General features: G+C 50.9%; 16 protein-coding genes and 7 pseudogenes. 20 read left to right on the forward strand and 3 right to left on the reverse strand.

Annotation, left to right across the window (positions count from 1 at the left end; genetic code table 11):
* Positions 1-22: 22 nt before the first annotated feature.
* From ACGCCZ_RS12365 to ACGCCZ_RS12440, 16 genes and pseudogenes are all read left to right on the forward strand, one after another.
* A pseudogene (locus ACGCCZ_RS12365) lies at positions 23-1,139 on the forward strand (hypothetical protein).
* 14 nt (positions 1,140-1,153) lie between these two features.
* Positions 1,154-2,554 carry a DUF6138 family protein gene (locus ACGCCZ_RS12370; RefSeq protein WP_411656171.1) on the forward strand — a complete coding sequence of 467 codons (1,401 nt, stop codon included), beginning with the start codon at positions 1,154-1,156 and terminating at the stop codon, positions 2,552-2,554.
* A 27-nt stretch (positions 2,555-2,581) separates the two neighbouring features.
* The gene (locus ACGCCZ_RS12375) at positions 2,582-3,304 is read left to right on the forward strand and encodes a hypothetical protein (RefSeq protein ID WP_054324292.1); all 723 of its coding nucleotides are present in this window, start codon (positions 2,582-2,584) and stop codon (positions 3,302-3,304) included.
* Positions 3,279-3,476: a hypothetical protein gene (locus tag ACGCCZ_RS12380; RefSeq protein ID WP_411656172.1), complete on the forward strand. Its 198-nt coding sequence runs from the start codon at positions 3,279-3,281 to the stop codon at positions 3,474-3,476. Before ACGCCZ_RS12375 ends, ACGCCZ_RS12380 begins: the two co-directional genes overlap by 26 nt.
* Positions 3,477-3,508: 32 nt before the next feature.
* Positions 3,509-3,652 carry a hypothetical protein gene (locus ACGCCZ_RS12385; RefSeq protein WP_411656174.1) on the forward strand — a complete coding sequence of 48 codons (144 nt, stop codon included), beginning with the start codon at positions 3,509-3,511 and terminating at the stop codon, positions 3,650-3,652.
* A 615-nt stretch (positions 3,653-4,267) separates the two neighbouring features.
* Complete coding sequence (locus ACGCCZ_RS12390; protein WP_411656175.1) at positions 4,268-5,029, forward strand: hypothetical protein; 762 nt, start codon at positions 4,268-4,270, stop codon at positions 5,027-5,029.
* Between the two features lie 802 nt (positions 5,030-5,831).
* Positions 5,832-6,718 (forward strand): annotated as a pseudogene (locus ACGCCZ_RS12395) (hypothetical protein); the annotation flags it as partial.
* Positions 6,707-7,484: pseudogene (locus ACGCCZ_RS12400) on the forward strand (DUF4241 domain-containing protein). The pseudogenes ACGCCZ_RS12395 and ACGCCZ_RS12400, both read left to right, overlap by 12 nt.
* Before the next feature lie 18 nt (positions 7,485-7,502).
* Positions 7,503-7,829, forward strand: coding sequence for a DUF5713 family protein (locus ACGCCZ_RS12405; RefSeq protein WP_085533101.1), 327 nt, complete (start codon positions 7,503-7,505; stop codon positions 7,827-7,829).
* Between the two features lie 13 nt (positions 7,830-7,842).
* Positions 7,843-8,804, forward strand: a pseudogene (locus ACGCCZ_RS12410) (NTF2 fold immunity protein).
* A gap of 35 nt (positions 8,805-8,839) precedes the next feature.
* Positions 8,840-9,439 carry a hypothetical protein gene (locus tag ACGCCZ_RS12415; protein WP_411656178.1) on the forward strand — a complete coding sequence of 200 codons (600 nt, stop codon included), beginning with the start codon at positions 8,840-8,842 and terminating at the stop codon, positions 9,437-9,439.
* Positions 9,440-9,498: 59 nt separating this feature from the next.
* Positions 9,499-9,683: pseudogene (locus tag ACGCCZ_RS12420) on the forward strand (hypothetical protein).
* Positions 9,684-9,821: 138 nt separating this feature from the next.
* Positions 9,822-9,992, forward strand: a complete 171-nt coding sequence (locus tag ACGCCZ_RS12425) for a hypothetical protein (RefSeq protein WP_411656179.1) — start codon at positions 9,822-9,824, stop codon at positions 9,990-9,992.
* Positions 9,993-10,676: 684 nt separating this feature from the next.
* Entirely contained in the window at positions 10,677-13,802 is a 3,126-nt protein-coding gene (locus tag ACGCCZ_RS12430) for a suppressor of fused domain protein (protein ID WP_411656180.1), read from the forward strand.
* The gene (locus ACGCCZ_RS12435) at positions 13,783-14,508 is read left to right on the forward strand and encodes a hypothetical protein (RefSeq protein WP_411656181.1); all 726 of its coding nucleotides are present in this window, start codon (positions 13,783-13,785) and stop codon (positions 14,506-14,508) included. Before ACGCCZ_RS12430 ends, ACGCCZ_RS12435 begins: the two co-directional genes overlap by 20 nt.
* 79 nt (positions 14,509-14,587) lie before the next feature.
* Positions 14,588-15,085 carry a DUF4253 domain-containing protein gene (locus ACGCCZ_RS12440; RefSeq protein ID WP_411656182.1) on the forward strand — a complete coding sequence of 166 codons (498 nt, stop codon included), beginning with the start codon at positions 14,588-14,590 and terminating at the stop codon, positions 15,083-15,085.
* Between the two features lie 178 nt (positions 15,086-15,263).
* On the opposite strand, the gene ACGCCZ_RS12445 is transcribed toward ACGCCZ_RS12440, so the two are convergent.
* The 3 genes and pseudogenes from ACGCCZ_RS12445 to ACGCCZ_RS12455 form a co-directional block, all read right to left on the reverse strand.
* Positions 15,264-15,845 carry an ABC-2 transporter permease gene (locus tag ACGCCZ_RS12445; RefSeq protein ID WP_411656184.1) on the reverse strand — a complete coding sequence of 194 codons (582 nt, stop codon included), beginning with the start codon at positions 15,843-15,845 and terminating at the stop codon, positions 15,264-15,266.
* A 32-nt stretch (positions 15,846-15,877) separates the two neighbouring features.
* Positions 15,878-16,755: pseudogene (locus ACGCCZ_RS12450) on the reverse strand (ABC transporter ATP-binding protein).
* 9 nt (positions 16,756-16,764) lie between these two features.
* Positions 16,765-17,139, reverse strand: a complete 375-nt coding sequence (locus tag ACGCCZ_RS12455) for a GntR family transcriptional regulator (RefSeq protein ID WP_054324298.1) — start codon at positions 17,137-17,139, stop codon at positions 16,765-16,767.
* A 188-nt stretch (positions 17,140-17,327) separates the two neighbouring features.
* Between ACGCCZ_RS12455 and pyrE the strand changes: the two genes are divergently transcribed.
* The 4 genes and pseudogenes from pyrE to uvrA all read left to right on the forward strand — a co-directional run bounded on the left by pyrE (position 17,328) and on the right by uvrA (position 23,709).
* Positions 17,328-17,909, forward strand: a complete 582-nt coding sequence (gene pyrE, locus ACGCCZ_RS12460) for an orotate phosphoribosyltransferase (RefSeq protein WP_054324299.1) — start codon at positions 17,328-17,330, stop codon at positions 17,907-17,909.
* 166 nt (positions 17,910-18,075) lie between these two features.
* Positions 18,076-18,882 carry a JAB domain-containing protein gene (locus tag ACGCCZ_RS12465; RefSeq protein WP_411656187.1) on the forward strand — a complete coding sequence of 269 codons (807 nt, stop codon included), beginning with the start codon at positions 18,076-18,078 and terminating at the stop codon, positions 18,880-18,882.
* 10 nt (positions 18,883-18,892) lie between these two features.
* Positions 18,893-20,854, forward strand: coding sequence for an excinuclease ABC subunit UvrB (uvrB, locus tag ACGCCZ_RS12470; RefSeq protein WP_085533086.1), 1,962 nt, complete (start codon positions 18,893-18,895; stop codon positions 20,852-20,854).
* Between the two features lie 21 nt (positions 20,855-20,875).
* Positions 20,876-23,709: pseudogene (gene uvrA / locus ACGCCZ_RS12475) on the forward strand (excinuclease ABC subunit UvrA).
* Positions 23,710-23,746 lie beyond the last annotated feature (37 nt).

A 23,746-nucleotide genomic window follows, 5' to 3' on the forward strand; every position in this document is an offset into this window, starting at 1 on the left:
TTTCTGAAAGGAGCCAAAGTGCATGAGTTTGAAATACACTTGCCCTATCTGTGGGACGCCCCTGGGCTATGAGGGGTTGTGCTGGAAATGTAAGTCTGAGCAGGAGCGGAAAGCGGTACTGTCCTGGGCATCGGAACAGATTAAAGAAAAGCAGGACGGTCTAATCCGGAATATCCAACGGCTAGCGGATATGGAGGACCCAGAGTTCACAGACTTCTGGCATCTGCTCGGCTATCGAGATGCCATCACGCCGGAGATCCAGCGGGAAGCTTTGGCCGAAAAAGTATTCTATCCCTGTGAGCTCTACTACCACGCTCCGGGGGATGTGCGGGATGGGTTGATCGCCACAATACGGGAAACCAAGGACCCCGGCGAGGCGGGCAATCTCATGATGTGTCTGGCCATACAGGGGGACGACAGAGCGCTGGAAACCCTGTTGGAACTGGAGCAAAATCCAAGACCGTGGCAGAGAAAACTCTATGTGGGCCCGTCTGTCTACGCCCAGTGCGGCGGCTGGACCTTTGACAAGGAGGGCCGCCGGACGCAGCTCAACTTCGATACCTGTTACCCCATGGTCAAGGGAACGCCTGGTGAGGAGTCTCCCGTCCGCATCGGCCGGTTGCGGGAGGATACCTGCCCTCACTGCGGCGGTTGGATGGTAGATATGCTGGTGCTGGATGGCCAGGATGAGCGACTAAAGTTTCTGGGCCTGGACGGTATCATGACTGCCACCTGTTGCCCCAACTGCGTGGGATTTCTGAAGGGACCCGCGTTCAACCGCTTTACCCCGGACGGCGGCGTGGAGGTTTTCCCTTCAGAACTCTTTGACGGAGGGGATAAGATGAAATGCTATATCCAGCCTGAGGACTATCAGAAACTCACTGGAAATCCGTTCGTGTTGGGCAAGACAGACGTTCCCTTGTTCTGACGGCGCCGCCTGTGAAGATGTAAATACAGTGGGCGGTTTCGCCAACTGGGTGCAGGACTGGGAGTATGTTACTTGCCCCCGCTGCAGAAAGCCCATGAAGTATCTGGCTCAGATCCAGTGGGATACAGTGTTTGACGGTGCAGAGGGAACACTCTATATCGAATTCTGTCCGGACTGCCACATCGTATCTATGCAGCACCAGCAGACCTGAGAGGTGATCGAGTTATGAGTTTGCCAAAGCGTGATGGCGTAAATGGCCGTTATTATTTGATCCATAAGCCGGACACCGATCTCGAGGTATTGGAGCACGCGGACCAGTGTATTCAGGACATTCTGGATGGGACTGCCCGTGAAAACCATTCCGACTATCCGGTGGTAGTGCGGAGCAAGGGCGGAACCCCGTTTCTCCCTAGCCAGATCCTGGACCGCTTTCTTTTCCGGTTGCCACTGAAGGGATTTCCTTATAAGGAAGCCGTCACCTTCTGCGACGCTCTGCGTCGGCTGGTGGGCTGGCAGCAAATCTGCTACCACTTGACACAGTACATTGAAACGCAGGTGCAGGGGCGATACTTTATAGTTGGAGAAAAAGAGGATTTTTTTATGGCCTATCCGTCCTGCGTGGTTTCCCCGGAGTTGCGACAAGGGGAGGTGGATGAACTTTTGCTCCGTTTCACCTGTTATGTGGCGGTTTGCTGCACTGTATATGGGGCCAGCTATGAAAGCGTGACAACGGAACACTATTTTAGCCTTGTGTCACAGCTCCGCCCTGATATGGTGAAGAAACTGAAAAACAATGGGACCGGCAACCTGCCCAAAGACATCCAGCGCCGCAAAACGGAGCATCTCACCGCTTCGGCCAACGACGCCTTCGCCACCATCCGCATCACCGCCAAGGACAACACGCTGGAGTGCTATGGGGAGGCGCTGGACTATCTGTGCGAGGTGCTGGAACAGACAGAGTTCCCCCGCAGTTATTCGGTGGAATTCCGGGGACCAGAGAAGATTTACCTACCCATTCAGGGGCTTCCCAAGAAGGGGATCAACCAGCTATTTGCCCGAGCAGTGCAGTACCCAGAATTGCACACAAGCATAGAGCGGTATGCGCGGCTGGCCATGAGGGAATTTGAGTGGTATAACAATCTGTCCGATGAGCAATGCGCCATGCCGGGAACCTTTGCCGTGTTCGCCTTGGGGTTGGAGGGGCCTGCGTGGTGGCCGCTGGTGTGCGACTATCTCGACCTGTGTGATGATGAACACTCCTCTTTGCAGGAGAAATTTCTTCATGCGCTGTTTAAAAAGTACTGCTTTACCGATCGGTCAATGCCAGTGCTGTTCCACGGTGTCCAATCCATGCAGGAGCTGAAACCCGCTAAGGAGTTTCGCGCCCTGATCGCCAATGAGGGGAGCCTGGACGCCCTGTTGGATGCCAAAGCTCATCTGGAGGATTATCTGCCAGCGAAAGAAAAACGGGATAAAAAAGCATGGGACTATCTCTGGCAAGGGGTGCTTTGGGCCATCTGGGGGAAGGCTGCGGAGAACGGCGGCAGTAAGGTCATTAAGACGGCCCCGGAGAAATGGAAGGAGAGGTATACAGAGATTTTTCAACCCATCGCAAATAAGAAATGATGTGTGTTTAGGCGAAAGGGGATTTTTATGGGTTATGACGTGAGTTTTCATCCTATTTCTCAAAGTGAAATGGACGAGTGGTACTTTACGCCACTGAATTGGGTCAAGTTGGGTCAGGAAGAAAAGGTTCTGAAACTGGCCAATAGGTACGGTATGGAGCCGTTCTATGCCCAAAAGTATTTCGATACACTGCGGGTGGGCGCTGATACCGGAGAGGATGAATTGTTCGACAAGAGCCATGGGTTTTATCTTGCTGTGATTCAGGGCTTTTTTCGCACCTACTACTATACCAGGGGGAGTGCCTTTTCTTTCTTAGCAGAGCAGAAACCGGAATATGGGCGGTACTTTACTCCCTGGGAACAACTCACTCCTTACTCCTTCCCAAATCCGGCAGAAAACCGGATTGTGGAGAATTATTGCTCCGGGGTATACCTATCCTCAGAGCAGGTGGCGCAACTTCTCCGGAACATGGAGGAAAACCCGCAGGTCCACGCGGATTTGGAATCGCTGTGGAGCTGTGGACAACTTGCGGTTTTGAAAAAGGCACTGACGGTAGCGCGGAAGCTGGGATGCGGTCTGTTAGAGGCCACCGAGGTAGTAGAGCCAAATCCCATCCGACCCAATGAGAGTGAGAGTTATTCCAATCTGTATCATTGCGACCGAGACGGCATTTTTCTCTACATCGACACCGTAGTACAACAGATCAAAGATGCAATGGCTATCAATGACCAAGAAAGCAAATGGCAGTAGTGTGCAGGGAAAGGACATCACAGGGGATAAGAGAAGAATTATTGCTATTGTGGAAGGCGGACAGAGTACGGCGTCGATTTTACGACGCATCACAGAAACTGGAGGGCCATTTTCCACTGTCATGGCTGCAGAGAAGACAAGGCGCTGTCGCTGGATTTCTGGCAGAGGCTAGTTGACTAGCTGGACAAGTTAAACCGGGGGCCGATGGAGATCTTACAGAAAGAACTGCCCGCGGAAGGCTTCTCGATCTGCCTTTTCACCGATGTGATGTTGGATAAGGACGGGAAGTACGGGGCCTTGGCCCTAAGAAATGATGTAGGGGAGATCTATCTGCCTGGTGGCCCTTAACGAGCAATGAAAGCCAAACCCCGAAGTCATCTGCGAAACCTATTGACCCTTGTTCGATGCTTTGAGAGAGGAAGTAAGAGGCGGACGGTGGGCGAATTCTTTCCTGCTGGGTGTAATGCTGATTGTAGTAAACATCAGGGCCTTGCGGTGAATCTGTAAAGGGGTATGGGACACCTTTTGGTGAATTCACACTTGGAATGAGGGACACTGATCCCTCAGGAAGGTCCGGATTCCATCCACGGCTGGTCTGAAATGATTGCAGACACAGAGATTGGATTTTAATTATTTTGAATACATAAGAACTTTCGTCAGTGAATTTGGGTTTTATTCGTTCTATCATTTGATACTGACGAGAATATCTTTCAAAAGCGGAAAAACAAGTTGTAAAGAACTCTGAGGAATTTGGATTGCAGTATGCTCCATCCTAAATGGAGGAACTTTCAATAGCTATTTTATGATGGAATAGAATGGAGCCTGCACTTTCAGGTTTGTCCCTTTCCCGCAGGGGGACTGTTGGGGCATATCGTTGCGTTTTTGGGAGATACCCCTGTGCATGTAGATTATTTGTCAGAAGCGGAAGAAATAGAAGGACAATTTGTATAAGGAGGCCAAACAATGTCAGACTTTGCGCAGATCACAGCGGATGCGCTGGATATTCTGAAATATGACGGAGCCGTACAGGACACCCTGGCGGAGCTTCGTGAAAAATGGGGAGTGAAAATCCCGGCACTGCTGGATGAGCGGTTTGAAACGGTTGGCGTCCAATATATGAAGCTCTCCCACGAACAGGGCGTAGCCGCTCTGGGGCAGGAGCTCTCCACCTTCGGCTGGGCGCTCTATGACCTGGACGGGGAGGACATTTACCTCTTTGTCTTGATCCCCGAAGCAGAGCGGGAGGAGTTTGAGGCGTTTTGCAAACAGAGGGGACAGTATTGCCGACTGATGAAGCAGCCCCGGCGCAAGTGGGGGGACCATGCCAAGGAGCAGGACCCCGGCGCGGTCATGCCCTGTGAGGAATACATCCTGGAAGACGAATATGACTATTTCTTCAACTCCCTGGCGGGGGACTTTGCAGCTGGAGATGTGGAAACCGCAAATAGAGAGAACTGGCTGAACGGCTGCATAGCCGACCTTCGCCGCCGCCCGCCCCAGGTGACCCGGGCCAGAAGCCTGCCAGCTCTGTGCAGTCTCTCCTATTCCCCGGAGTTGGGCGTCTACGGCGCGGCCAGGAGCGGCGGCAGTGACATTGGACGGGCTTTGGTGGGGAAAAATCCGGCCAACCTGAACTGGTTTGAACCATCTCCCATTGCCTATGACGGCCCGCCCAGGTCTCTCCGGTGGATTCGGAAATTCCCTCTGGGTGGGGGACCCCCATAATGCCACCCGGATCGAACTGACCGATCGGGGCACCCGGAAGGACGTACAGAACTGGAGGCTGCCCAAGGACGATTGGAGCGGCAAGTACCACTGTGGTATTGTAGCGGATGGTCTGGGCCGGGTGTACTTCTCCAACCAGTGGTATAAAGGAACCGTTTACCGTTGGGAGAATGGTCAGGTGACAGAGCATCCTTTCCGTCTGGACGGATACGACCATCTTTCAGAAGCAGTCCCCGTCCCCGGCACGGGATGTATCTATATGATCCACGGGGTCAGCGGCAAAGGGCGGATCGAGGAATGTCTGCTGGAACTGGATATGGACACCGGGCGCTGCCGTATTGCCGCCTTGCCTGGAATGGGCGAGAATCTGAAGCTGCGCTGGTTTACCGAGAACTGGCTATTGGTACAGGGGAACGGGGAAATCCTATCCGATGACTTTGCCCAGCTCATCAACATGACCACGCGGGAGGTACTCCGCATTCGTCCGGGAATGTTCGGCGGCGAAAAAATGCAGCACATCGGAATGCTTACCGACGGTACCGTAGTCATTGTTACCCGGCGTGATCGAGTAGGGCCGGTGTTCCACTACCCCACCGACTTCTGGGGATTTTTGCGGACGGCGAATAAGCCCCGCAAGATGGAACCCTGGCAGGAGTACCGGGAGGTGTACCCAGATCTGCCCTTCTTTTTGCCGGGAGAGGAGTCAGAATCGCCGCAGGAGAGATGTGATGACAGATCCGGTGCAGGACACCCGCTACTCCGTCCCCAGTTCGATCAGCTCTCTCAAGAGGAAAAACGGACGCTGATGGAACGGCTGGCAGAGCGATATGACTTAAAATTTTTACGCCTGGAACTCTTTGACCGCTGGGGTCAGTGTTGCACTACCGGTGTTTTTGAACGGGATGGCCGGGAGTTCATCTTCGTCCCCGGCGATACCGTCACCCTGGGCTGGGAACAGTTTGCTGTGGGGCTAAATCGAGAGGGGCAGGAGGAACTGAACTACATTTTCCAAGAGATCGAGTATGACGGTTCCCCGGAGCACTTTTTCCGAAAGGGAATGGCCCCAGTGCGGCAGGCAGCCATCGGCCCCATGCTGGTGGGCAGAGAATTGGAGGAGATCGGCTGGGAACCGGTGAATCTGGATGATCCACGGCTTCGCCCGGAGTGGCTGGAATCCTTTCGGGAATTTGCCGCCACCGGTCGGGACAGTCTTACGCTGGTGGGTCACGCCCGCTTTGAACGGAAAGAGGATATGTGGCAGGCATGGCTCTCCCATTCGGTGACCTATTCCCGCCTGCGGGAATGGCTTCGGCAGCAGGATTTCTCCCTGCCTACAGTGGATGAGTGGGCTTACCTCTGCGGCGGTGGATGCCGCACCCTGTTCCCTTGGGGTGATGGGTTGGACGGCGCTATGCACATCCACCATTTTGAAGAACAGGGCGGTGACGGCCCCTATGACATGGAAGAACCCAACTTCTTTGGCCTGTCCATCGGTTACGACCCCTATATGAGGGAGGTGGTGGAGGCTACGCTTTAACCACCTGTGGCGGGGACGGCGGATGTAATATCTGTGGCGGCATGGGGCCACTGTTGGGATATCTGCCCTGTTCCCCTCACGCCAAGCCGGAGGTGCGGGAGGACGAGAAACTTAACAATGACTATGACTTCTTTCGGCCCATCATCCGGGTGGCGTTGGAAAACGGTTCGGAGCAGAAAGGAGAAAACGAGATGCCAACAACAGAATGGTTGAAACAATATGAAGCAATCAAGGACAGATTGTCCTGCAAGATCGACCTGGATGCCTATTTCACAGAAAAGGTCATTGGGAATAGGATGGTGGATGTGCTGGAAATGGGCACAGTCCGCTTCCCTACGGGGATGGTCTTTGCGTGCGACCCGCTGGTGGAACTGGAGGACGCCAGGCCCTATCTCCAGACCATTCCCGCCGGGAACTACCCGTTACAGATCTGCGTGGTCCCAAGCGAGAAGTACGGAGACCGTTATGCCTGCGTCAAGGTAGTGGTTAGCGGCCAAAAGCCGATCCAGTACGAGCTGGGCATGGTGGGCAATGAAGATCTGGATGGGAAACTGGAGGACGGTGATTTTTTCGGCTTCGGTGTGGACGCCGGTATGGGCTGTATTGCGGACATCCGGACGCAGGAAGCCTTCAAAGCCTACTGGGCCAAACGTCTAGATGAGGATGAGGACATCGACCCCTACAATGATTTGTTCTGTGACTTGCTGGAGGAGAACGCTAAAACACATCCCAAGTACCAGAGCGCGGGCGGCGACTGGCTCAACTGGACAGTGCCGGAAACAGACTGCCGGCCTCCCCATTTTTGCCTCCGGCTGGGGCGATGGAGTCTACCCGGTATATTTCGGCTATGATGCCCAAGGCGAGGTCTGCGGAGTGTATATCCATTTTATTGATATTGCAGAGAGTTATGATGCGTGATGGAGAGGAATAAACAAAATGAAAGCATTTGATTCTAATTACCAGCTTCTGGATGAGATGTACGAGGACGAATATTTCCCCGATTTTTTGGTGGACAAGGTAAAAAACGAGCTTCAAAAGGTCATCGACCTATTGGAGAATGGCGAGACGGATACCGAGGCCGTGCAGGAAAAGTTGGACGAAGTGGTCTGCGCCATCAACGACTTGCAGGATGAGTTCGACGAGAACGACAGCGAAATCGAGACCGTGGCCCGGGACTGCATCGGGGAAACAGTGGCTTATATTCTGGAGCGGTTCGGCATCCCGATCGATATAGAGGAGGCTATCCGGGAGAGGGATTGGTAAAGGAGGTACAGCAATGACAGAATGGCCGAAACGGGCACGGACAGCGGACTGGAAAAGGGTATCCTGATCCTGAACGGGGAGAAACAATTTGAGATCCCGGAACTGACCATGGAGATCATGGAGCGCTTGGCCAGATATACCCTGGTGGGCTTTCATGTGAAGGGATACCCGGTGACGGATGAGTTGCTTGCCCCACTTGTGGGGCTCAAGAATATAGTTAACTTCAGCGTGGAGAATAGGGCGCTCACCGATGCTTGTTTTCCCATCTTTGCCACCATGCCCAAGTTGCGTTACCTGCTGCTGGACGGCAATACCGCCATCAATGGCAGCGGCCTGTCCGCCCTGCGGGATTGCAAGATCGACCTCCTGGCCCTGAACCACACCGGGCTGGATGATGACGGCCTTCTCCAGGCGGCCTCCATCCCCAAGCTTACCCACATCCAGATCGACTACACTGCAATTACCTATGAAGGTCTGCTGGCTATCGCCAGCAACAGCCGGATCGAACCCATCGTCCATGAGCAATTTACCAGGGAACAGATGGAATATTTCTCCCAGATACAGCGGGAGAAGGCCAAAAGGCCCACCGTTCTAGACGAGCAGGCGGCGAAGGAATGCCGCAGAGTCCTGTCTGCTTTCTTTGAGAAAATGACTGTATGGGAACAATATGCAGAGCAAGCCGAGTTTGAGGATGACCAGGTCATGCCCCACTTACTGGTGATCTGGAAAACCTATGTGAGTGAAAAGCCCCGTCCGGGTTACCGTCCTCTAAGCCTCTCATATAGCCTACATGGGACTTACAGCAGAGAGAAATTTGTTGATGCAGAACAGATCACCCGGAATAAACTTTACATCTACACCAGAGAGGAAGATACAGGCTTTGAGCGCCGCTTTTTGATGAAGCGGACGGACAACGACTGGAAGATCGATACAGTGCAGATGCGTCTGGACGGCTGGCAGCGGGTAGGATTATAAAATAGCAGGATTGATGAAAGGGAGTGTATGGGTGTATGCGCCGAATGGTCGATGAGCCTTATTTTACTCATAGTGCCTACAGCGCCCTCACCACCGGCATTCAGGTGAAATGCTCCAAATGTCACGGTACTGGGATCGTAACTGCGGATAAGGACTATGCCTATTTCCGCTGCTACAACTGCGGCCATCAGGAAACCCGCGAGCGAACGATTTACCGCTATGATGTCCATAACCAATGCAGGAACTGCGGCCGGTATTACCGGATGGATATAAAAGATGAGGCAAAGCAGCACTTTCCGGTGCTCCATGTGGCCTGCCCCCACTGTGGGACCATGATGCCGGGCAAAGTACATAAAACAGCGGAAGCATACGCCTATATCGCTGAGATCAAGGACGGGAAGGAACCCTATTTCGGTCTGGAGCTGTGGTTCCTGACCTCCTTTCAGGGGAAACCGGTCTGGGCACTCAACCGAGAACATCTTGCCTATCTGATCGGCTATCTCAGCGCCGATTTGAGAGAAAAACCGTTCAGCATCCCAAGGAAAACTCAGACTGATCACCTCCCGACCTTCATGAAAACCTCAAAGAACCGAAAGCGGATTGTGAAGTTGCTGAAGAAAATGCAGGAGAGATGAGGATGGAATAGAAAGTAATTTACAACGGCCAAGTTCTTACCCTTACACGGTTTTGGGCGATGGGAGAGCCCTGGCTGTGGATTACGGACCCCAGCAAATCGGAAGACCTAAAATGGAGTTTGTGGGCGGACATTCGGACGAATACGGCATCTTTCTGAAAAACCTGACCGAAACAGAACTGGCGCAGATCATTTCCCTGAAAGGCGCGCTGCTGGATATTAGGAAAGAACTGCGCCAAATCTGACAAGCAAGGACAAAGTACCATAGCATTACAAAATAAGGACGCCATGCCTTCCCCCTGGCTGGCGCACCGGTAGATCGAGCGATGCTCCATCGGCTGGCGCATGGGCTATGGGGAGGATTTCGTAGTTCGGTTCAGCGATTGTCTGGATACCCTCTCACGCAGGAAGAACGGGCGGAATACCGCGCACTGTTCCCAGAGCCGGGACCCTGGAAGGGATGGTGGGACAATGAGGACACCGACAAGGCACTGGATATGGAGAGTTCTGTGTGGATGTTGGGCAGCCGGAGGGTTAGGTACACCGGACAGTGATTTCAACAGAAGTTTGCCGCCGAGCGAAAGCAGGAGCAGTGCCTGTTCTGGGGCCATCAGTTCTCTCAGTACGGCAGTATGATAAAGAGTTCCCTTAGCAAGCGGTGAATGGTGGACTTCTATGTCGAAGTTGGCGCCTATCTCTGCATGGAGCAGTACACATGATAGCCTGCAAAGTGGAGTTGTTTGGCGATCAGGGAATACGGGGGCAAAGCCTAAAATGTAGCGCCCCCAAGTAGATCAAAACCCTGGGCTGCAAAATGGGGGCTTTGACCAGGCGGTGTGATATTGTGATATAAGGTTCAAATACTCCGTCGTACTCAACGGAAACTGGTGTGAATTCAGCCAGAAACGTTCGCCTCGGGAGTTCCCCTGCCCTCAACCGGGCACAGTGTGCGGGTAGAGGCCAACCCTTACAATAACATCTGAGGCATCCGCCTATCGGCCAGTTCACCGGAGGCCCGGGGCCCGCAGAAGTGTCGGAGACAAAACCTTCTGAACTTTGCGCTGATGGAGGTGCGGGATGAGCTGCTCCGGGTGGCACAAAATCAAATGCTGTGCGACTGGAATACAGAGGTGTGAACCTTATGAATAAACAACATTGACGATAACAAAGGAGTGCGGAAACACTCCGTGAAAAACGATATGATAGAACAACCACAATAGATAAAGGAGGTATCATCTATGAGTTTGCTGGAACAATGCCAGAGGTGGAATGAAAACGACGAATTTCAGAAAATCATCGATGCGTTGGAGGACATCCCTGCCGGGGAGCGTACACCCGAAATGGACAGTGAGCTGGCCAGGGCATATAGCAATTTGGCAGAACTGGGGGATCGGGAGCTGTTCCAGAAGTCTATTGATCTGCTGGAACGCCACGAAGAATATTTTGAGGGCGACCACTGCTGGAATTTCCGCATGGGCTATGCCTATTACTATTTAGACCAGGAGGGTTCTGCGCTGCGGTATTTTGAACAGGCGCTGGCGGCTCGTCCCGGCGACGAGGACACCCAGACATTCATCGACGATTGCCGCCGCCGGCTGGCCCTGCCCCAGTTTGAGAAGGACTTCCGGCAGAGGACGGAGGAAGCTTGGGCTGCTTTTGCTGGGATTGAAGCAGAGCTGCGCCATATAATGGACACCGACGAAATGCGGGAGCGGGGCGAGGAGCTGATGGCAAAGTGCAGCGGTGCGCTGGAGATGGCTTTCTCTTCCCCTGCCTTTGAGTTGGGTTTCAACGGGGAAAAGTATGAACTGATCCTCACTGCCGAGGGACACAGGGCTGGACTGTTCCCCCTCACTTACTTCCAGCGTCATGCACCGGCATCTGTGCTGGAGCACTGGAACATCCTAGTGGGGCGCCAAACGTCTGAGGGATTCTATCTCCGGGCGGGGGAAACAGAGATACGGCCGGAGGATGTGCAGGTCTGGATAGAGAAGAAGGAGGACCGGATCTCCCTGACCTTGTACTGCGAAAAGCTGCAGCCTCTTATGAAGGATGATGCAGAAAAAGCATGGTGGCTGGTCTACACGCTCACCGATCAGGTTTTGGGAGAGGTGTCCTCCATTGCGCTCATCAACAACTTAGAGGTTGTGGAGCAGCCCCAAGAGGGGGCGTCCGTCCTGCTGTCCTCTCTACCTAAAACCCTCCGGGATATGGAATACACCCTTTGGGACGATGCCCAGGAATACCTGGACAATAGCTATATTGGCTATGAGCTGAAGCCGGTAGAGGACCCGGATGCCGACTGGCGGCTGGACATCTACACTGGTTCCGCTCGGTTACCGGTTCTCATTAACGAGTACATGAGCGCCGAGAGCAGCACCATGGATGACTACCAAAGGGACGGCATCGTAGCAGGCTTCTTGTGTTACCCCCTGGCTGGTTTTAAAGGAGAAAAGCGGGCAGAGCAGATCTTGCAGTTCCGGGATACCCTACAAGAAGCCATTCAGGAACATGCCGGAGATGATGCGGTCACCTTTCTGGGCGGGGCCACTGGTCTGTATTACGGGTATCTGGACTTCATCGCCTGGGATCTGCCTGCTGTGCTGGACGCGGCCAAGGAATTTTTTGCCGGCACCGAACTGACCTGGGGCGGCTTCCATGTGTTCCGCCGGGATGTGGGGGCGGTCCGCCTGTGGGAACAGGAGGGAGAACCGGAAGTAGACCCGGAGACCGGTTCCCTGCTGTCGGCGGAGGATATTGAAACGCTGAGGTCCTTTGACGAAGGTATATCGGGCTATTTTGGGAAAATGCTCCAATGGCTGGACAACTTTATCGAGCAGGGCGTGCAGGAGAAGAAATTTACCCAAAGGCAGGCCCAGCAGGATCTCCAAATCGCCCTATGGTACTCCTTCGCCTGCAACAATCTGGATGTGTACCGGTACTACTACAAGGCAGCCCAATGGATGAAGGATTCGGAGAAAAACGCAAAGGGCTGTGCCATGTGGTACTACCGCTACTCGGTAGCCCTGATGTACTGCAGTCAGTTGGAAGAAGCGTTGGACTACGCGGAGCGGGGTATCCGGGAAGAGCCGGACTACCCATGGATCTGGCTGCAAGTGGGAAAGTTGCGGGCGCATTTTGGTGATAAAGCAGGTGCTTTAGAGGCAGTGGCCCACGGCCTTGCACTGGAACCCGGTGATTATGAGTTCCTGACCTTGAAAAAAGAGATCGAGGACGGAGCACCACTGGAACAGATGGAGTACCACTGGATCAATCCCGATGCGGACCAAATCCTCCAACAGGGATTGGACGAGGACGCCGACGATAAACAGCGCTCCATCTCCTGTATTACAGTGAATGAAGAAGGGCTGGAGCGTTTTTGGAATATCTTTGGCCCGAAACCGGAACAGTACACTCCTAATGCACCTTTCACCCAGTTTCCCTATGCGGTGGGTGGTCATACCTTTGACCTCATGTTCCAAATGAACGAGGCCGGGATGTCCAAGCTGTATACGGATTGGCTGGAACAGCTGAAGGGCTGGCTTCAGGATGGGCGGTGGCTGGAACGGAACCACCCGGACGGCAGAGCAGCAAAGTTAGACACCGTGCTGGTGGGGTTGGACTACCACATCGGCCTGCTCTATCAAATAACCGATAATGGACAGTACTTCCAGATCTTCCTGAACCCGGACGGAACGGAAAAGGAGGGGGCTTTCTGGTCCTCGGAGGAGGGTGGAGAACCGGAGCTTTATACCGGAGATGAGATGTCTGCGGTGGAACAGCATATCGAAAGATACTTTGGAGAGTTCGACAATGTGTTCCATGAGCTGGTTTCACCGGACATCCATGTGGACATCTGTATTGTGCCTCCCAAAGATACGCGGGACTATTACACCTTGGTAACCATGGGAATGGGCGCTCACCGGATGAAGATACCAGAAGAGCTCTCCGCCAGCCATCTAGAGCGTGCGGAATTGGCGATTTGTTTGCCAAAAGATTGGAGGCTGGGGGAAGAGGATGAATGCTGGTATTGGCCGATCCGGCTGTTAAAGCAATTGGCTCGTTTACCGATGACCTATGATACGTGGTTAGGCTGGGGACATACTGTGGATAATCAAGAACCATATGCGGCGAATACGGAATTACAAGGCGTTATACTGATTGATCCTCAAAATGTGGAGGATGGAGCGGAGAAAGCGGTACTTCCCAATGGGGATGCTGTCCATTTTTATCAAGTGATTCCACTTTATGCAGAAGAGATGGAATATAAAACATCGCACGATGCAGATGCACTGCTTGACGAGATGGAGGGAATCAGCTTTTTGGTAGATACTGAACGCCCGAATGTTTGTAAACCCCGATGAGGAGATTCTGGAACAAATGATGGATGATGCAGCTTGGCACTTGGAAAGTATTCGGGAGAAGCAATTACAGGTGGATGAACGAACATCCTATAACCATTTGGCAATTTATCTGCGTTGGTGTATCGAACACAGCCGAATGAGCAAGGAATTTTTGCACCGGTATTCTGCTGTAGTGGAGAAAATCCAAAAGAGTCCCTGGGACGTAGATTTGCGAGAATTTGTGCGTGATGAGCTCCACGGCCTGTTGCTGTACCCCTACTTTGATGAGATAGGCTGTGCGTTTACACGGCATTATTATGGCGATGGCAGTAAACCGTATTTCCCATCGGATATTGATTCTTATGCGATGGAATATTTTGGAGAGAAGCGTTATCCTTCGAACGGATTTCAGGATGAGGCTTATCTGTTTGTCCCTTTTAACGAGGACTATTACCAGGCAATTTCCAAAGTCATCGAGCATCGCTGGGAAGAATGGCAGTTGGAATCCGCTAAAACAAGGAAAAGGGAATCGACCCTTCCGTCTCTTGCGGAAGGGATGATGGATTATTTGCATTGTCCTTGTTTGTATTTACCGCCCATGAAGAGTGACACCTCCATCGAACTTGCATATCAGGATGCTTGTAAGCGTGGCCAGCAAGAAGGTTTTGTGCCCATGTTGGTGGCCGTAGATCGACACCCTGTGGGAGTGTTTACTCCTAAATTCTGAGGGGTATTGTGATGGAGCAGATGATGTTTTTGATAAGGAAGAGGAGGCAAAGTACCGACAGACCGCACTTACAGACTCGATGTTGGATGGAAAGGCCGTACTGGAGCGCAAAGAAGAGGCGCAGGACGATGACTTGGACTGGAGCGGAGAGATTCTCGGGGAAATGGCGAACGGAGAGGCAAATGATGAATTTTTAGGCTATTGGGACTATCCTACAGAACGGACATTGCCGCTGCTTTTGGTTGAAATCCCGGTAAAGAATCCGTGGGAAGTATTTGCTTACCTTCCCTTTGGTGGATGGAATGAGTGTCCAGATACGCCGGAATTGATGGCAGTTACAAAATATTGGTTTGAACAGTATGGAGCAAGACCAGCAGTGATTACACACGATGCCTTGGAACTTACCGTTCCAGCTCCGGTTCCGAAAGAACGGGTCATGGAGTTGGCGCAGGAACAGTATGCCTTTTGTCCAGATGTGGTAGATCAAGGACCGCCGGATACAACCGTCGGAATGTTGGCGGGGACAGCTTACGTCAGTCTCGCGCTTGGTACTTTTGGTGGGATTGAGGACGATTGATTCTGTGACAGTATGCTTGGGGCCTTTAAAAAAGCAAGGGCTTATGGGGAATTTTGAATAGAAACAGGCTAGGAAAAATAGGTACAAAGCGAACAACCGGTAAGGTTACGATTGACACGAGTAACCTTACGATCGTTCTCGTTTTAAAACCATTTATGCTGGAATAGAGTCCATAATTTTAGAATTCTTTACGCATGTAGATTGCCTTGGAAATAAAATAGGATGGAAAGAAAAGTAGGATTCCCAGGATGGAGAGATTTACAAAGATAAGGCCGGCCTCTGTGTCGCTCATCGAAACAGTAGGGAATTGTTCTTTCATGAGAGCTGCAAAGCAGATTGGTACAAAAATTAAAATCATCAAAACGACACGGGCCCGTTCCGCGCCGAATCGATATGCCAAAGGCAATAGGAAGGCATTCATACAACAAGCAGCTCCAACCGAGGCCAACAAGGTAAAGGTAACCTCCAGGGACCAAACGTTCCCCCGTAACATCAGCGCAATTCCAGCGACAATGACTGAGAAGGTGGCCCCCATCAGGATTAAAACCATAGAGGTGCAATACTTTGATAGCACCATTCGCCGCTTGGCCATGGGAGTGCTCAAAGCGAAGGCGTCCCGTTTTGCAGAGTCATCTAGGATAAAGGTGCTGAGGATCATCATCGCAAATACAATGGGAATCATTGCCATGCCGGCGGCAATCCCCATCATGGTGCTGAAGAGAACCACAAGAAAGGCTAAGATTAAAATGGTTGAACCCATACTTCTTTTAATAAGGACCAAGTCCTTGCAGATCAACCCAGTAATTTTTCTTCTCCCTTCACATAGAATAACATGATTTCTTCCAGGGTGGCGTTGTCGATCAAGAGTTCCGGATATAACCGGCGAATCATTGCTTTGTTGTTGACCAATGCTTCACAACCAAAGGGCCCTACACGCCGCTTGACGATCCACTTGGGATCAATATGTTGAAGATCCTTAGAAGTACATTTTACGATTCCATGGCGGTCCAAAAGATCGTCCTTAATTCCGCTAAATATCAGGGTTCCCCTGTGTAAAAAGGTGATATAGTCCGCGATTTTTTCCAAATCGCCTGTTATGTGGGAAGACATGAGAATGGTGTGTTCTTCATCTTGGATGAAATCAAAAAAATGGATAGAATTTCGTCGCGCACAATGGGGTCAAGACCGCTGGTCGGCTCATCTAATAGGAGCAGTTTGGGATGGTGGGCCAGTGCCGCAGCGATCGACAGCTTGACTTTCATTCCACGGGAATAGGTTTTGACCGGTTTGTTTACAGGCAGCTGGAACTGTCTGAGATACTGCTGAAACAGATTGTCGTCCCATTTCTGATAGAGATTTCGCATGATTTTTGCAATATCCGTTGGAGTAAAAATCTCATGAAAATGATTTTCATCAAAGACCACGCCAATTTGTTGCTTTATGGCTTCCTCATCACGAATGTTATCCAGGTCAAAAAGCTTTACACTTCCCTCATCCCGGCGGATCAAATTGAGGATTAACTTGATTGCTGTTGTTTTTCCAGCTCCATTTTCTCCGATTAACCCCATGACACTTCCATATGGAAGTTGAAGATTTAAATGGTCCAGACAAAACGAGCTGTTGTCGTAACGCTTTGTCAGATTTTGAATCTCTAAACATACTTTTTCCATAGATCCGGTTCAGTCCTCTCCATATAAGATCGAAAGCGATTCTTGTAGCTCTTCCAAGGTAATACCATATGCTTTGGCGGATTCGACAGCTTTCCCGAGGGAATCCTCCACAATACGGCGCTGCTGCTCTCGGAGGAGTTCCGCATTTTTAACAGCGACAAAACTTCCTTTCCCTACCACCGTGTACAGAAATCCCTCACGTTCCAGCTCTTCGTAAGCACGCTTGGTTGTAATTACACTGATACGCAGCTCCTTTGCAAGCAGGCGCATGGAGGGAAGAGCTTCTCCATCCTGCAATACACCGTTCAAAATTAAATTTTTGATCTGTGTGACCAGTTGTTCGTAGATGGGAATGCCGCTGGAATTGCTGATATGGATGTCCACCCAATCCCTTCTTCCGTGTTATATTGTATATGTACTATATATACAATATAACACAGAACCAGCTTTGTCAATAGATTTGTGTGATTTCTCTTTTTTCCAACAGGAATGGATAAAATACTTCCCAAAATCGGTTTTTTGGTATATAATAAGAACATAATTTCTATTCATCAGGAAAAGGAGAAGTTGCTATGCTTACACAGGAAAGAGTTTTGGAGATTTTGAAAGAAGCTGGTGTTTTGCTGGAGGGCCATTTCCGCCTGACTTCTGGTCGCCACAGCAATAAGTATTTGCAGTGTGCAAAAATTTTTCGTAATACAAAATACAGTGAGGAACTCTGTGGTGCATTGGCCGAGCAGTATCAGAACGATGGGGTTGAGGTCGTGATCGGTCCGGCCATGGGAGCGGTCCAAATGGCTTATGAAGTGAGCCGTCCCCTGAAGTGTGAAAATTTCTTTACGGAGCGCGACGAAGAGGGCAAAATGACATTGCGCCGCGGTTTTGTCGTAACCCCGGGGATGAAGGTGCTGATTGTAGAAGACGTTGTGACCACTGGCGGTTCTGTGCGCGAAGTGATCGACCTGGTGAAAGAGGCTGGCGGTGTTGTCGTTGGTGTAGGATCGATTGTGGACCGCACCGGCGGAAAGATCGACTTTGGAGTGCCGTTTAAGTCGGTGATTTCTATGGAAGTGGAATCTTGGGAGCCGCAGGACTGCCCCTTGTGTAAGGCAGGAGCCGGAGAGCCGGTCAAGCCTGGTAGCCGGAAAGTTTAATGGCTTACACAGCCGGCTGGATGAACGAGCTGGCTTATAACCGATAGGGAACCCGAAAGGCACCTTTTGCATCGGCAGTCCGCGCTTGTTTACAATGGATAGCAACGGGCTTTTATGGGACAGTACCTAGGAACGTTCGAATGAGAGGCAGAAAAGAGGGCAATATATGGAAGCAGAGAAGCAGCGGAAAAGAGAATCTCAGAAAGGTGCCGGGAATATCCACGACGGGCATCGGGACCGGATGCGGAAACGGTTTCTCAAGTCGGGCTTTGACGCTTTTGCCCCTCATGAAAAGGTGGAATTTTTGCTCTTTGCTTGTAAAACGCGGGGAGATACCAATCCCTTAGCCCACGAATTAATCCGGCGATTCGGCTCTTTTTCGGGTGTGCTGGATGCGCCTTATGAAGAACTGCTCGACATCCCGGGAATGGGACCGGTTGCCGCAGCATTTTTCAAGATGTTGCCACAGGCATTCCGCTGTTATGAGATGGATCGGGAGTCCAACCGTGCCCGTATGTACGATTATCGGGAGATGGCGCGTTATCTGATGAAGCAGTATGTAGGCTTGTCCTGTGAAGTAGTCGTTTTGATGCTGTTGGACAGCTCAAACCGAATCTTGTACTGTGATATTGTCAGTGAAGGAACTGCAGTGACCGCCAACATTTATGTGCAAAAGATCGTTGGACTGGCGGCACGGTATCAGGCTGTCTATGCTGTGTTGTCACATAATCATCCGAGTGGGAGCGCTCTGCCGAGTCCTCAGGATCTCAGTATTACTTCGCGCATTTTTGATGCGTTGCGGGAGATTGACGTTCTGTTGATCGACCATATTATTGTGGCGGGAAGAAATTTCACTTCCCTAAAAGAAAGCGGACTTATGCCCCATATTTTCACAGACGAAAGACAGCCGCGTGTTTCACTTCGGGCTGCGGATAGCGCGGGACCGGAAGAACACAGCGCCAATACCAAATAGGAGCTGAAATATGGATTTTAAATTGGTTTCGAAATATCAGCCGACGGGCGATCAGCCGAAGGCGATTGACCAATTGGTGGAGGGACTTCTGCAAGGGGACAAGGAACAGACTCTGCTGGGTGTAACCGGTTCCGGGAAGACCTTTACAATGGCCAATGTAATTGAACGGGTCAATCGGCCTACGCTAGTGCTGGCACATAACAAGACGCTTGCCGCGCAGCTATGTTCGGAGTTCCGAGAGTTTTTTCCGGAGAATGCGGTTGAATATTTTGTCTCCTATTACGACTATTATCAACCGGAAGCGTATATCGCAACAACGGATACTTATATTGAAAAGGATTCGGCGATCAATGATGAGATTGACAAGTTGCGTCATTCTGCAACATCCGCTCTTTCAGAGCGCAGAGATGTCATCATTGTGGCCAGTGTATCCTGCATTTATAGCTTAGGCGACCCAATCGATTACCGTACAATGGTGATTTCTCTTCGGCCGGGAATGCAGAAGAGCCGGGATGACCTTCTTCGCAAGTTGGTGGAGATCCAATATGAGCGCAACGACATCAATTTCATTCGCAACAAGTTTCGTGTGCGGGGGGATGTCGTGGAGATTTTCCCAGCACAATCGAACGATACGGTCATTCGTGTGGAATTTTTTGGGGATGAAATCGACCGGATTAGTGAGATCAACGCGTTAACGGGGGAATTTAAAGCGGAACTTAAGCATGTCGCAATCTATCCTGCGTCGCACTACATTGTGCCGCGGGAAAAAATGCAGCGCGCGATCAAAGAAATTGAAGCGGAGATGGAGCAGCGGGTAAAGCTTTTTGAAGCGGATGGAAAACTGATTGAAGCCCAGCGTATCCGAGAGCGTACCCAGTATGATATGGAAATGCTTTCCGAGATCGGCTTCTGTAAAGGGATTGAGAACTATTCCCGTGTGTTGTCCGGGCGTGCGCCAGGAAGCCAGCCGTGTACTCTGTTGGATTACTTCCCCGAAGATTTTCTTCTTTTTGTGGATGAATCCCATGTCACTTTGCCGCAGGTGCGCTCTATGTACGCTGGAGACCGGGCAAGGAAGCAATCCTTGATCGATTTTGGATTCCGTTTACCTTCTGCCTATGACAACCGTCCCCTGAATTTTGACGAGTTTTACGCCCATGTGAACCAAGCAATTTTTGTTAGTGCTACACCGGGCGATTTTGAAAAGGAAAAGTCCGCACAGATTGTCGAGCAGGTGATTCGTCCGACGGGCCTTGTCGACCCGGAGATCATCGTGAAACCGACGGATGGACAAATTGATGATCTGATTTCAGAGATCAATCTGCGTACAGCCAACAAAGAGCGTGTGCTGATCACAACTCTGACAAAAAAGATGGCGGAGGACTTATCCGCTTATTTGGAAAATGCGGGGGTTCGTGTTCGCTATATGCATCACGACATCGATACAGTAGAGCGAATGGAGATCATCCGAGATTTGCGTCTGGGGGAATACGATGTTTTGGTTGGCATCAACCTGTTGCGCGAAGGGCTTGATATTCCGGAGGTGTCGCTCGTAGCGATTTTGGATGCAGACAAAGAAGGCTTTTTGCGTTCCGAGCGTTCTCTCATTCAGACCATTGGCCGTGCGGCACGAAATGCGAAAGGCCAGGTAATCATGTATGCAGATTCCGTGACCCCCTCCATGGAAATGGCGATTCGCGAGACAGAGCGCCGCCGAACCATTCAGATGGAGTACAATAAAGAACATGGAATTGTGCCGAAGACGATTGTTAAGAAGGTCAGCGAGGTGTTGGAGATTTCCACACATAAGGATGATCCGAAGCCTAAAAAGGGTAGACATCTGTCTGCACAGGAGCGCAAACAGCAAATTGAGCAGTTGACCCGTGAAATGAAAGCGGCAGCAAAATTATTAGAATTCGAACATGCTGCCTATTTGCGTGATAAGATCAAAGCACTGCAGTCCGGAAAATAGTGCAATTGGAAAGGAACCGCTATGATAGCAAAGAATATCTTTATCAAAGGCGCTCGGGAGCATAATCTCAAGAACATCGATATTGCAATTCCGCGCGATGAACTGATCGTATTTACAGGACTTTCCGGTTCCGGAAAGTCCTCCCTTGCGTTTGACACCATCTATGCAGAAGGACAGCGGCGGTATGTGGAGTCGTTATCCTCTTATGCAAGGCAGTTTTTAGGCCAGATGGAAAAACCAGATGTGGACTACATCGAGGGGCTTTCTCCTGCGATTTCGATCGATCAGAAGACTACCTCAAAGAACCCACGTTCAACAGTGGGCACTGTCACCGAAATCTATGATTATTTGCGGTTGCTCTATGCGCGGATTGGCGTGCCTCATTGCCCGATCTGTGGCAGGGAGATCCAACAACAGACCGTCGATCAGATTGTCGATCAGGTTCTCCGGATGGATGAAGGTACAAAAATTCAAGTGCTTGCTCCGGTGGTGCGTGCCCGTAAAGGGGAACATGTCAAGGAATTCGAAGCCGCGCGCAGAGGCGGCTTTGTTCGGGTGCGCGTGGATGGAATGATCTATGACCTTTCTGAAACCATCAAGCTGAAAAAAAACAATAAGCATACCATTGAAATTGTCGTTGACCGTTTGGTCATCAAACCGGACATCCATTCTCGTTTGGCGGATTCAATTGAAACAGCGGCCTCTTTAGCTGGTGGAATTGTCGTAATTAGTACGCCGGAAAAAGATTATACCTTCAGCCAAAACTATGCTTGTCCGGAACATGGCGCCAGTATTGAAGAACTGACGCCGCGGATGTTCTCGTTTAATAATCCCTACGGCGCATGTCCGAAGTGTACCGGCTTGGGTGTCTTTATGAAGATTGACCCGGATCTGATCTTGCCGAATAAAGACTTGTCCATCAACCAAGGCGGGCTCAAGGGCAGTGGATGGGCAATGGAAGGCAGCACCATTGCCGCCATGTACATGCACGCATTGGCAAAACACTACCATTTTTCCTTGGATACCCCGATCCGAGAACTCTCGCCAGAGATCGTGGATCTTTTACTCTATGGTACAAAAGGTGAAAAAATTAAAGTAGAGCGGAAGAACGAATATGGAAGCGGCAGTTACATGACTGAGTTTGAAGGGATTATCAACAATTTGGAGCGCCGTTTTCGTGAGACGCAGAGCAGCTGGATCAAAGAAGAAATAGAGGCGTATATGAGCGCGATTCCCTGTGACGCATGTAATGGAAAAAGGCTTTCACCCATGAGCCTGGCGGTCACAGTGGGCGGCGTAAATATCGCAGATTTTTGCGAGAAGTCGGTTTCACAGGCATTGGATTTCATCAATCATTTGGAGCTCAGTCCGCGCGACAGTATGATTGCTGCTGCGATTCTCAAGGAAATCAAAAGCCGGCTTGGTTTCTTACAGAGTGTCGGATTGGAGTATTTAACGTTGTCCCGCTCTTCGGGGACACTTTCAGGCGGTGAAAGCCAGCGTATCCGTCTGGCAACACAGATTGGGTCTTCACTGACAGGGGTTCTATATATCCTGGACGAGCCGAGCATCGGCTTGCATCAGCGCGATAACGATAAGCTTTTGGGAACATTGAAACATCTGCGCGACCTTGGCAACACCGTCATTGTCGTAGAGCATGACGAGGATACCATGCGTGCTGCGGACCACATTGTGGATATTGGGCCGGGCGCGGGCATTCATGGAGGCCAAGTGATTTTTAACGGAAAGCCTTCCGAAATCGTACATTGCTCTCAATCCATAACAGGACAATACCTCAGCGGTCAGAAACGGGTGGAGGTCCCAGAGGTTCGCCGGAAAGGAAATGGAAAAAAACTGCGAATTGTAGGGGCGGCTCAAAATAACCTAAAGAATGTAACCGTAGATATTCCCTTGGGAAAATTTGTTTGTGTGACAGGGGTATCCGGGTCCGGCAAGTCCTCTTTAATCAATGAGATTTTATATAAGTATTTGGCTTCTAATTTGAACGGCGCGAAGTGCCGTCCGGGCGCCTTTAAGCAGATTAAGGGGATAGAGGCGCTGGACAAGGTTATAGAGATCAATCAGGCTCCGATTGGACGTACACCGCGCTCCAATCCGGCGACCTATACGGGGGTATTCACCGATATAAGGGAGCTTTATGCGTCGACGCAGGATGCCAAACTGCGCGGCTTCACGTCCGGCCGTTTTTCGTTTAATGTCAAAGGCGGCCGTTGCGAAGCATGCCAGGGCGATGGTATTATTAAGATTGAAATGCATTTTCTGCCGGATGTATATGTTCCCTGTGACGTATGCAAAGGGAAACGTTATAACCGTGAGACTTTGGAGATTAAGTATAAGGGCAAAAAAGTATTTACGATGTATTGGAGATGACGGTGGAAGAAGGCTTGGAATTTTTCTCCAGTCTTCCTCGGATTGCACGAAAACTCCAAACGTTGCAAGACGTTGGCTTGGGGTACATCAAAATCGGTCAACCGGCAACAACGCTGTCGGGTGGTGAAGCACAGCGTGTCAAGCTGGCAACAGAACTGAGCAGGCGTTCCACCGGACGGACGATTTATATCCTGGACGAACCGACTACCGGCCTTCACATTGCAGATGTTCACAAACTGATTGATGTACTGCAAAAATTGGTGGATGCTGGAAATACGGTTGTTGTGATTGAACACAATCTTGATCTTATTAAGACTGCGGATCACATTATCGATTTGGGGCCTGAAGGAGGAGACAATGGAGGAACCATTGTTGCCACAGGAACACCGGAGGAAGTCGCAAAGATTGAAAGCTCTTACACGGGGCAATACCTCAAGAAAGTATTGGATAGGCGTTCGTTCTGATTGTTTTAAAAGGCATCCGGACTTTTTTCTGAGTCCG

The sequence above is a fragment of the Anaeromassilibacillus sp. SJQ-1 genome (assembly GCF_046693725.1).
In the GTDB taxonomy this organism is placed as follows: Bacteria; Bacillota; Clostridia; order Oscillospirales; family Acutalibacteraceae; genus Anaeromassilibacillus.

What these genes read in the sequence shown, in the direction of transcription:
- ACGCCZ_RS12370 (WP_411656171.1), top strand. Translation starts at nt 1,154, where the DNA reads ATGAGTTTGCCAAAGCGTGATGGCGTAAATGGCCGTTATTATTTGATC.
- ACGCCZ_RS12375 (WP_054324292.1), top strand. Translation starts at nt 2,582, where the DNA reads ATGGGTTATGACGTGAGTTTTCATCCTATTTCTCAAAGTGAAATGGAC.
- ACGCCZ_RS12380 (WP_411656172.1), top strand. Translation starts at nt 3,279, where the DNA reads ATGACCAAGAAAGCAAATGGCAGTAGTGTGCAGGGAAAGGACATCACA.
- ACGCCZ_RS12385 (WP_411656174.1), top strand. Translation starts at nt 3,509, where the DNA reads ATGGAGATCTTACAGAAAGAACTGCCCGCGGAAGGCTTCTCGATCTGC.
- ACGCCZ_RS12390 (WP_411656175.1), top strand. Translation starts at nt 4,268, where the DNA reads ATGTCAGACTTTGCGCAGATCACAGCGGATGCGCTGGATATTCTGAAA.
- ACGCCZ_RS12405 (WP_085533101.1), top strand. Translation starts at nt 7,503, where the DNA reads ATGAAAGCATTTGATTCTAATTACCAGCTTCTGGATGAGATGTACGAG.
- ACGCCZ_RS12415 (WP_411656178.1), top strand. Translation starts at nt 8,840, where the DNA reads ATGCGCCGAATGGTCGATGAGCCTTATTTTACTCATAGTGCCTACAGC.
- ACGCCZ_RS12430 (WP_411656180.1), top strand. Translation starts at nt 10,677, where the DNA reads ATGAGTTTGCTGGAACAATGCCAGAGGTGGAATGAAAACGACGAATTT.
- ACGCCZ_RS12435 (WP_411656181.1), top strand. Translation starts at nt 13,783, where the DNA reads ATGTTTGTAAACCCCGATGAGGAGATTCTGGAACAAATGATGGATGAT.
- ACGCCZ_RS12440 (WP_411656182.1), top strand. Translation starts at nt 14,588, where the DNA reads ATGTTGGATGGAAAGGCCGTACTGGAGCGCAAAGAAGAGGCGCAGGAC.
- ACGCCZ_RS12445 (WP_411656184.1), bottom strand. Translation starts at nt 15,845, where the DNA reads ATGGGTTCAACCATTTTAATCTTAGCCTTTCTTGTGGTTCTCTTCAGC.
- pyrE (WP_054324299.1), top strand. Translation starts at nt 17,328, where the DNA reads ATGCTTACACAGGAAAGAGTTTTGGAGATTTTGAAAGAAGCTGGTGTT.
- ACGCCZ_RS12465 (WP_411656187.1), top strand. Translation starts at nt 18,076, where the DNA reads ATGGAAGCAGAGAAGCAGCGGAAAAGAGAATCTCAGAAAGGTGCCGGG.
- uvrB (WP_085533086.1), top strand. Translation starts at nt 18,893, where the DNA reads ATGGATTTTAAATTGGTTTCGAAATATCAGCCGACGGGCGATCAGCCG.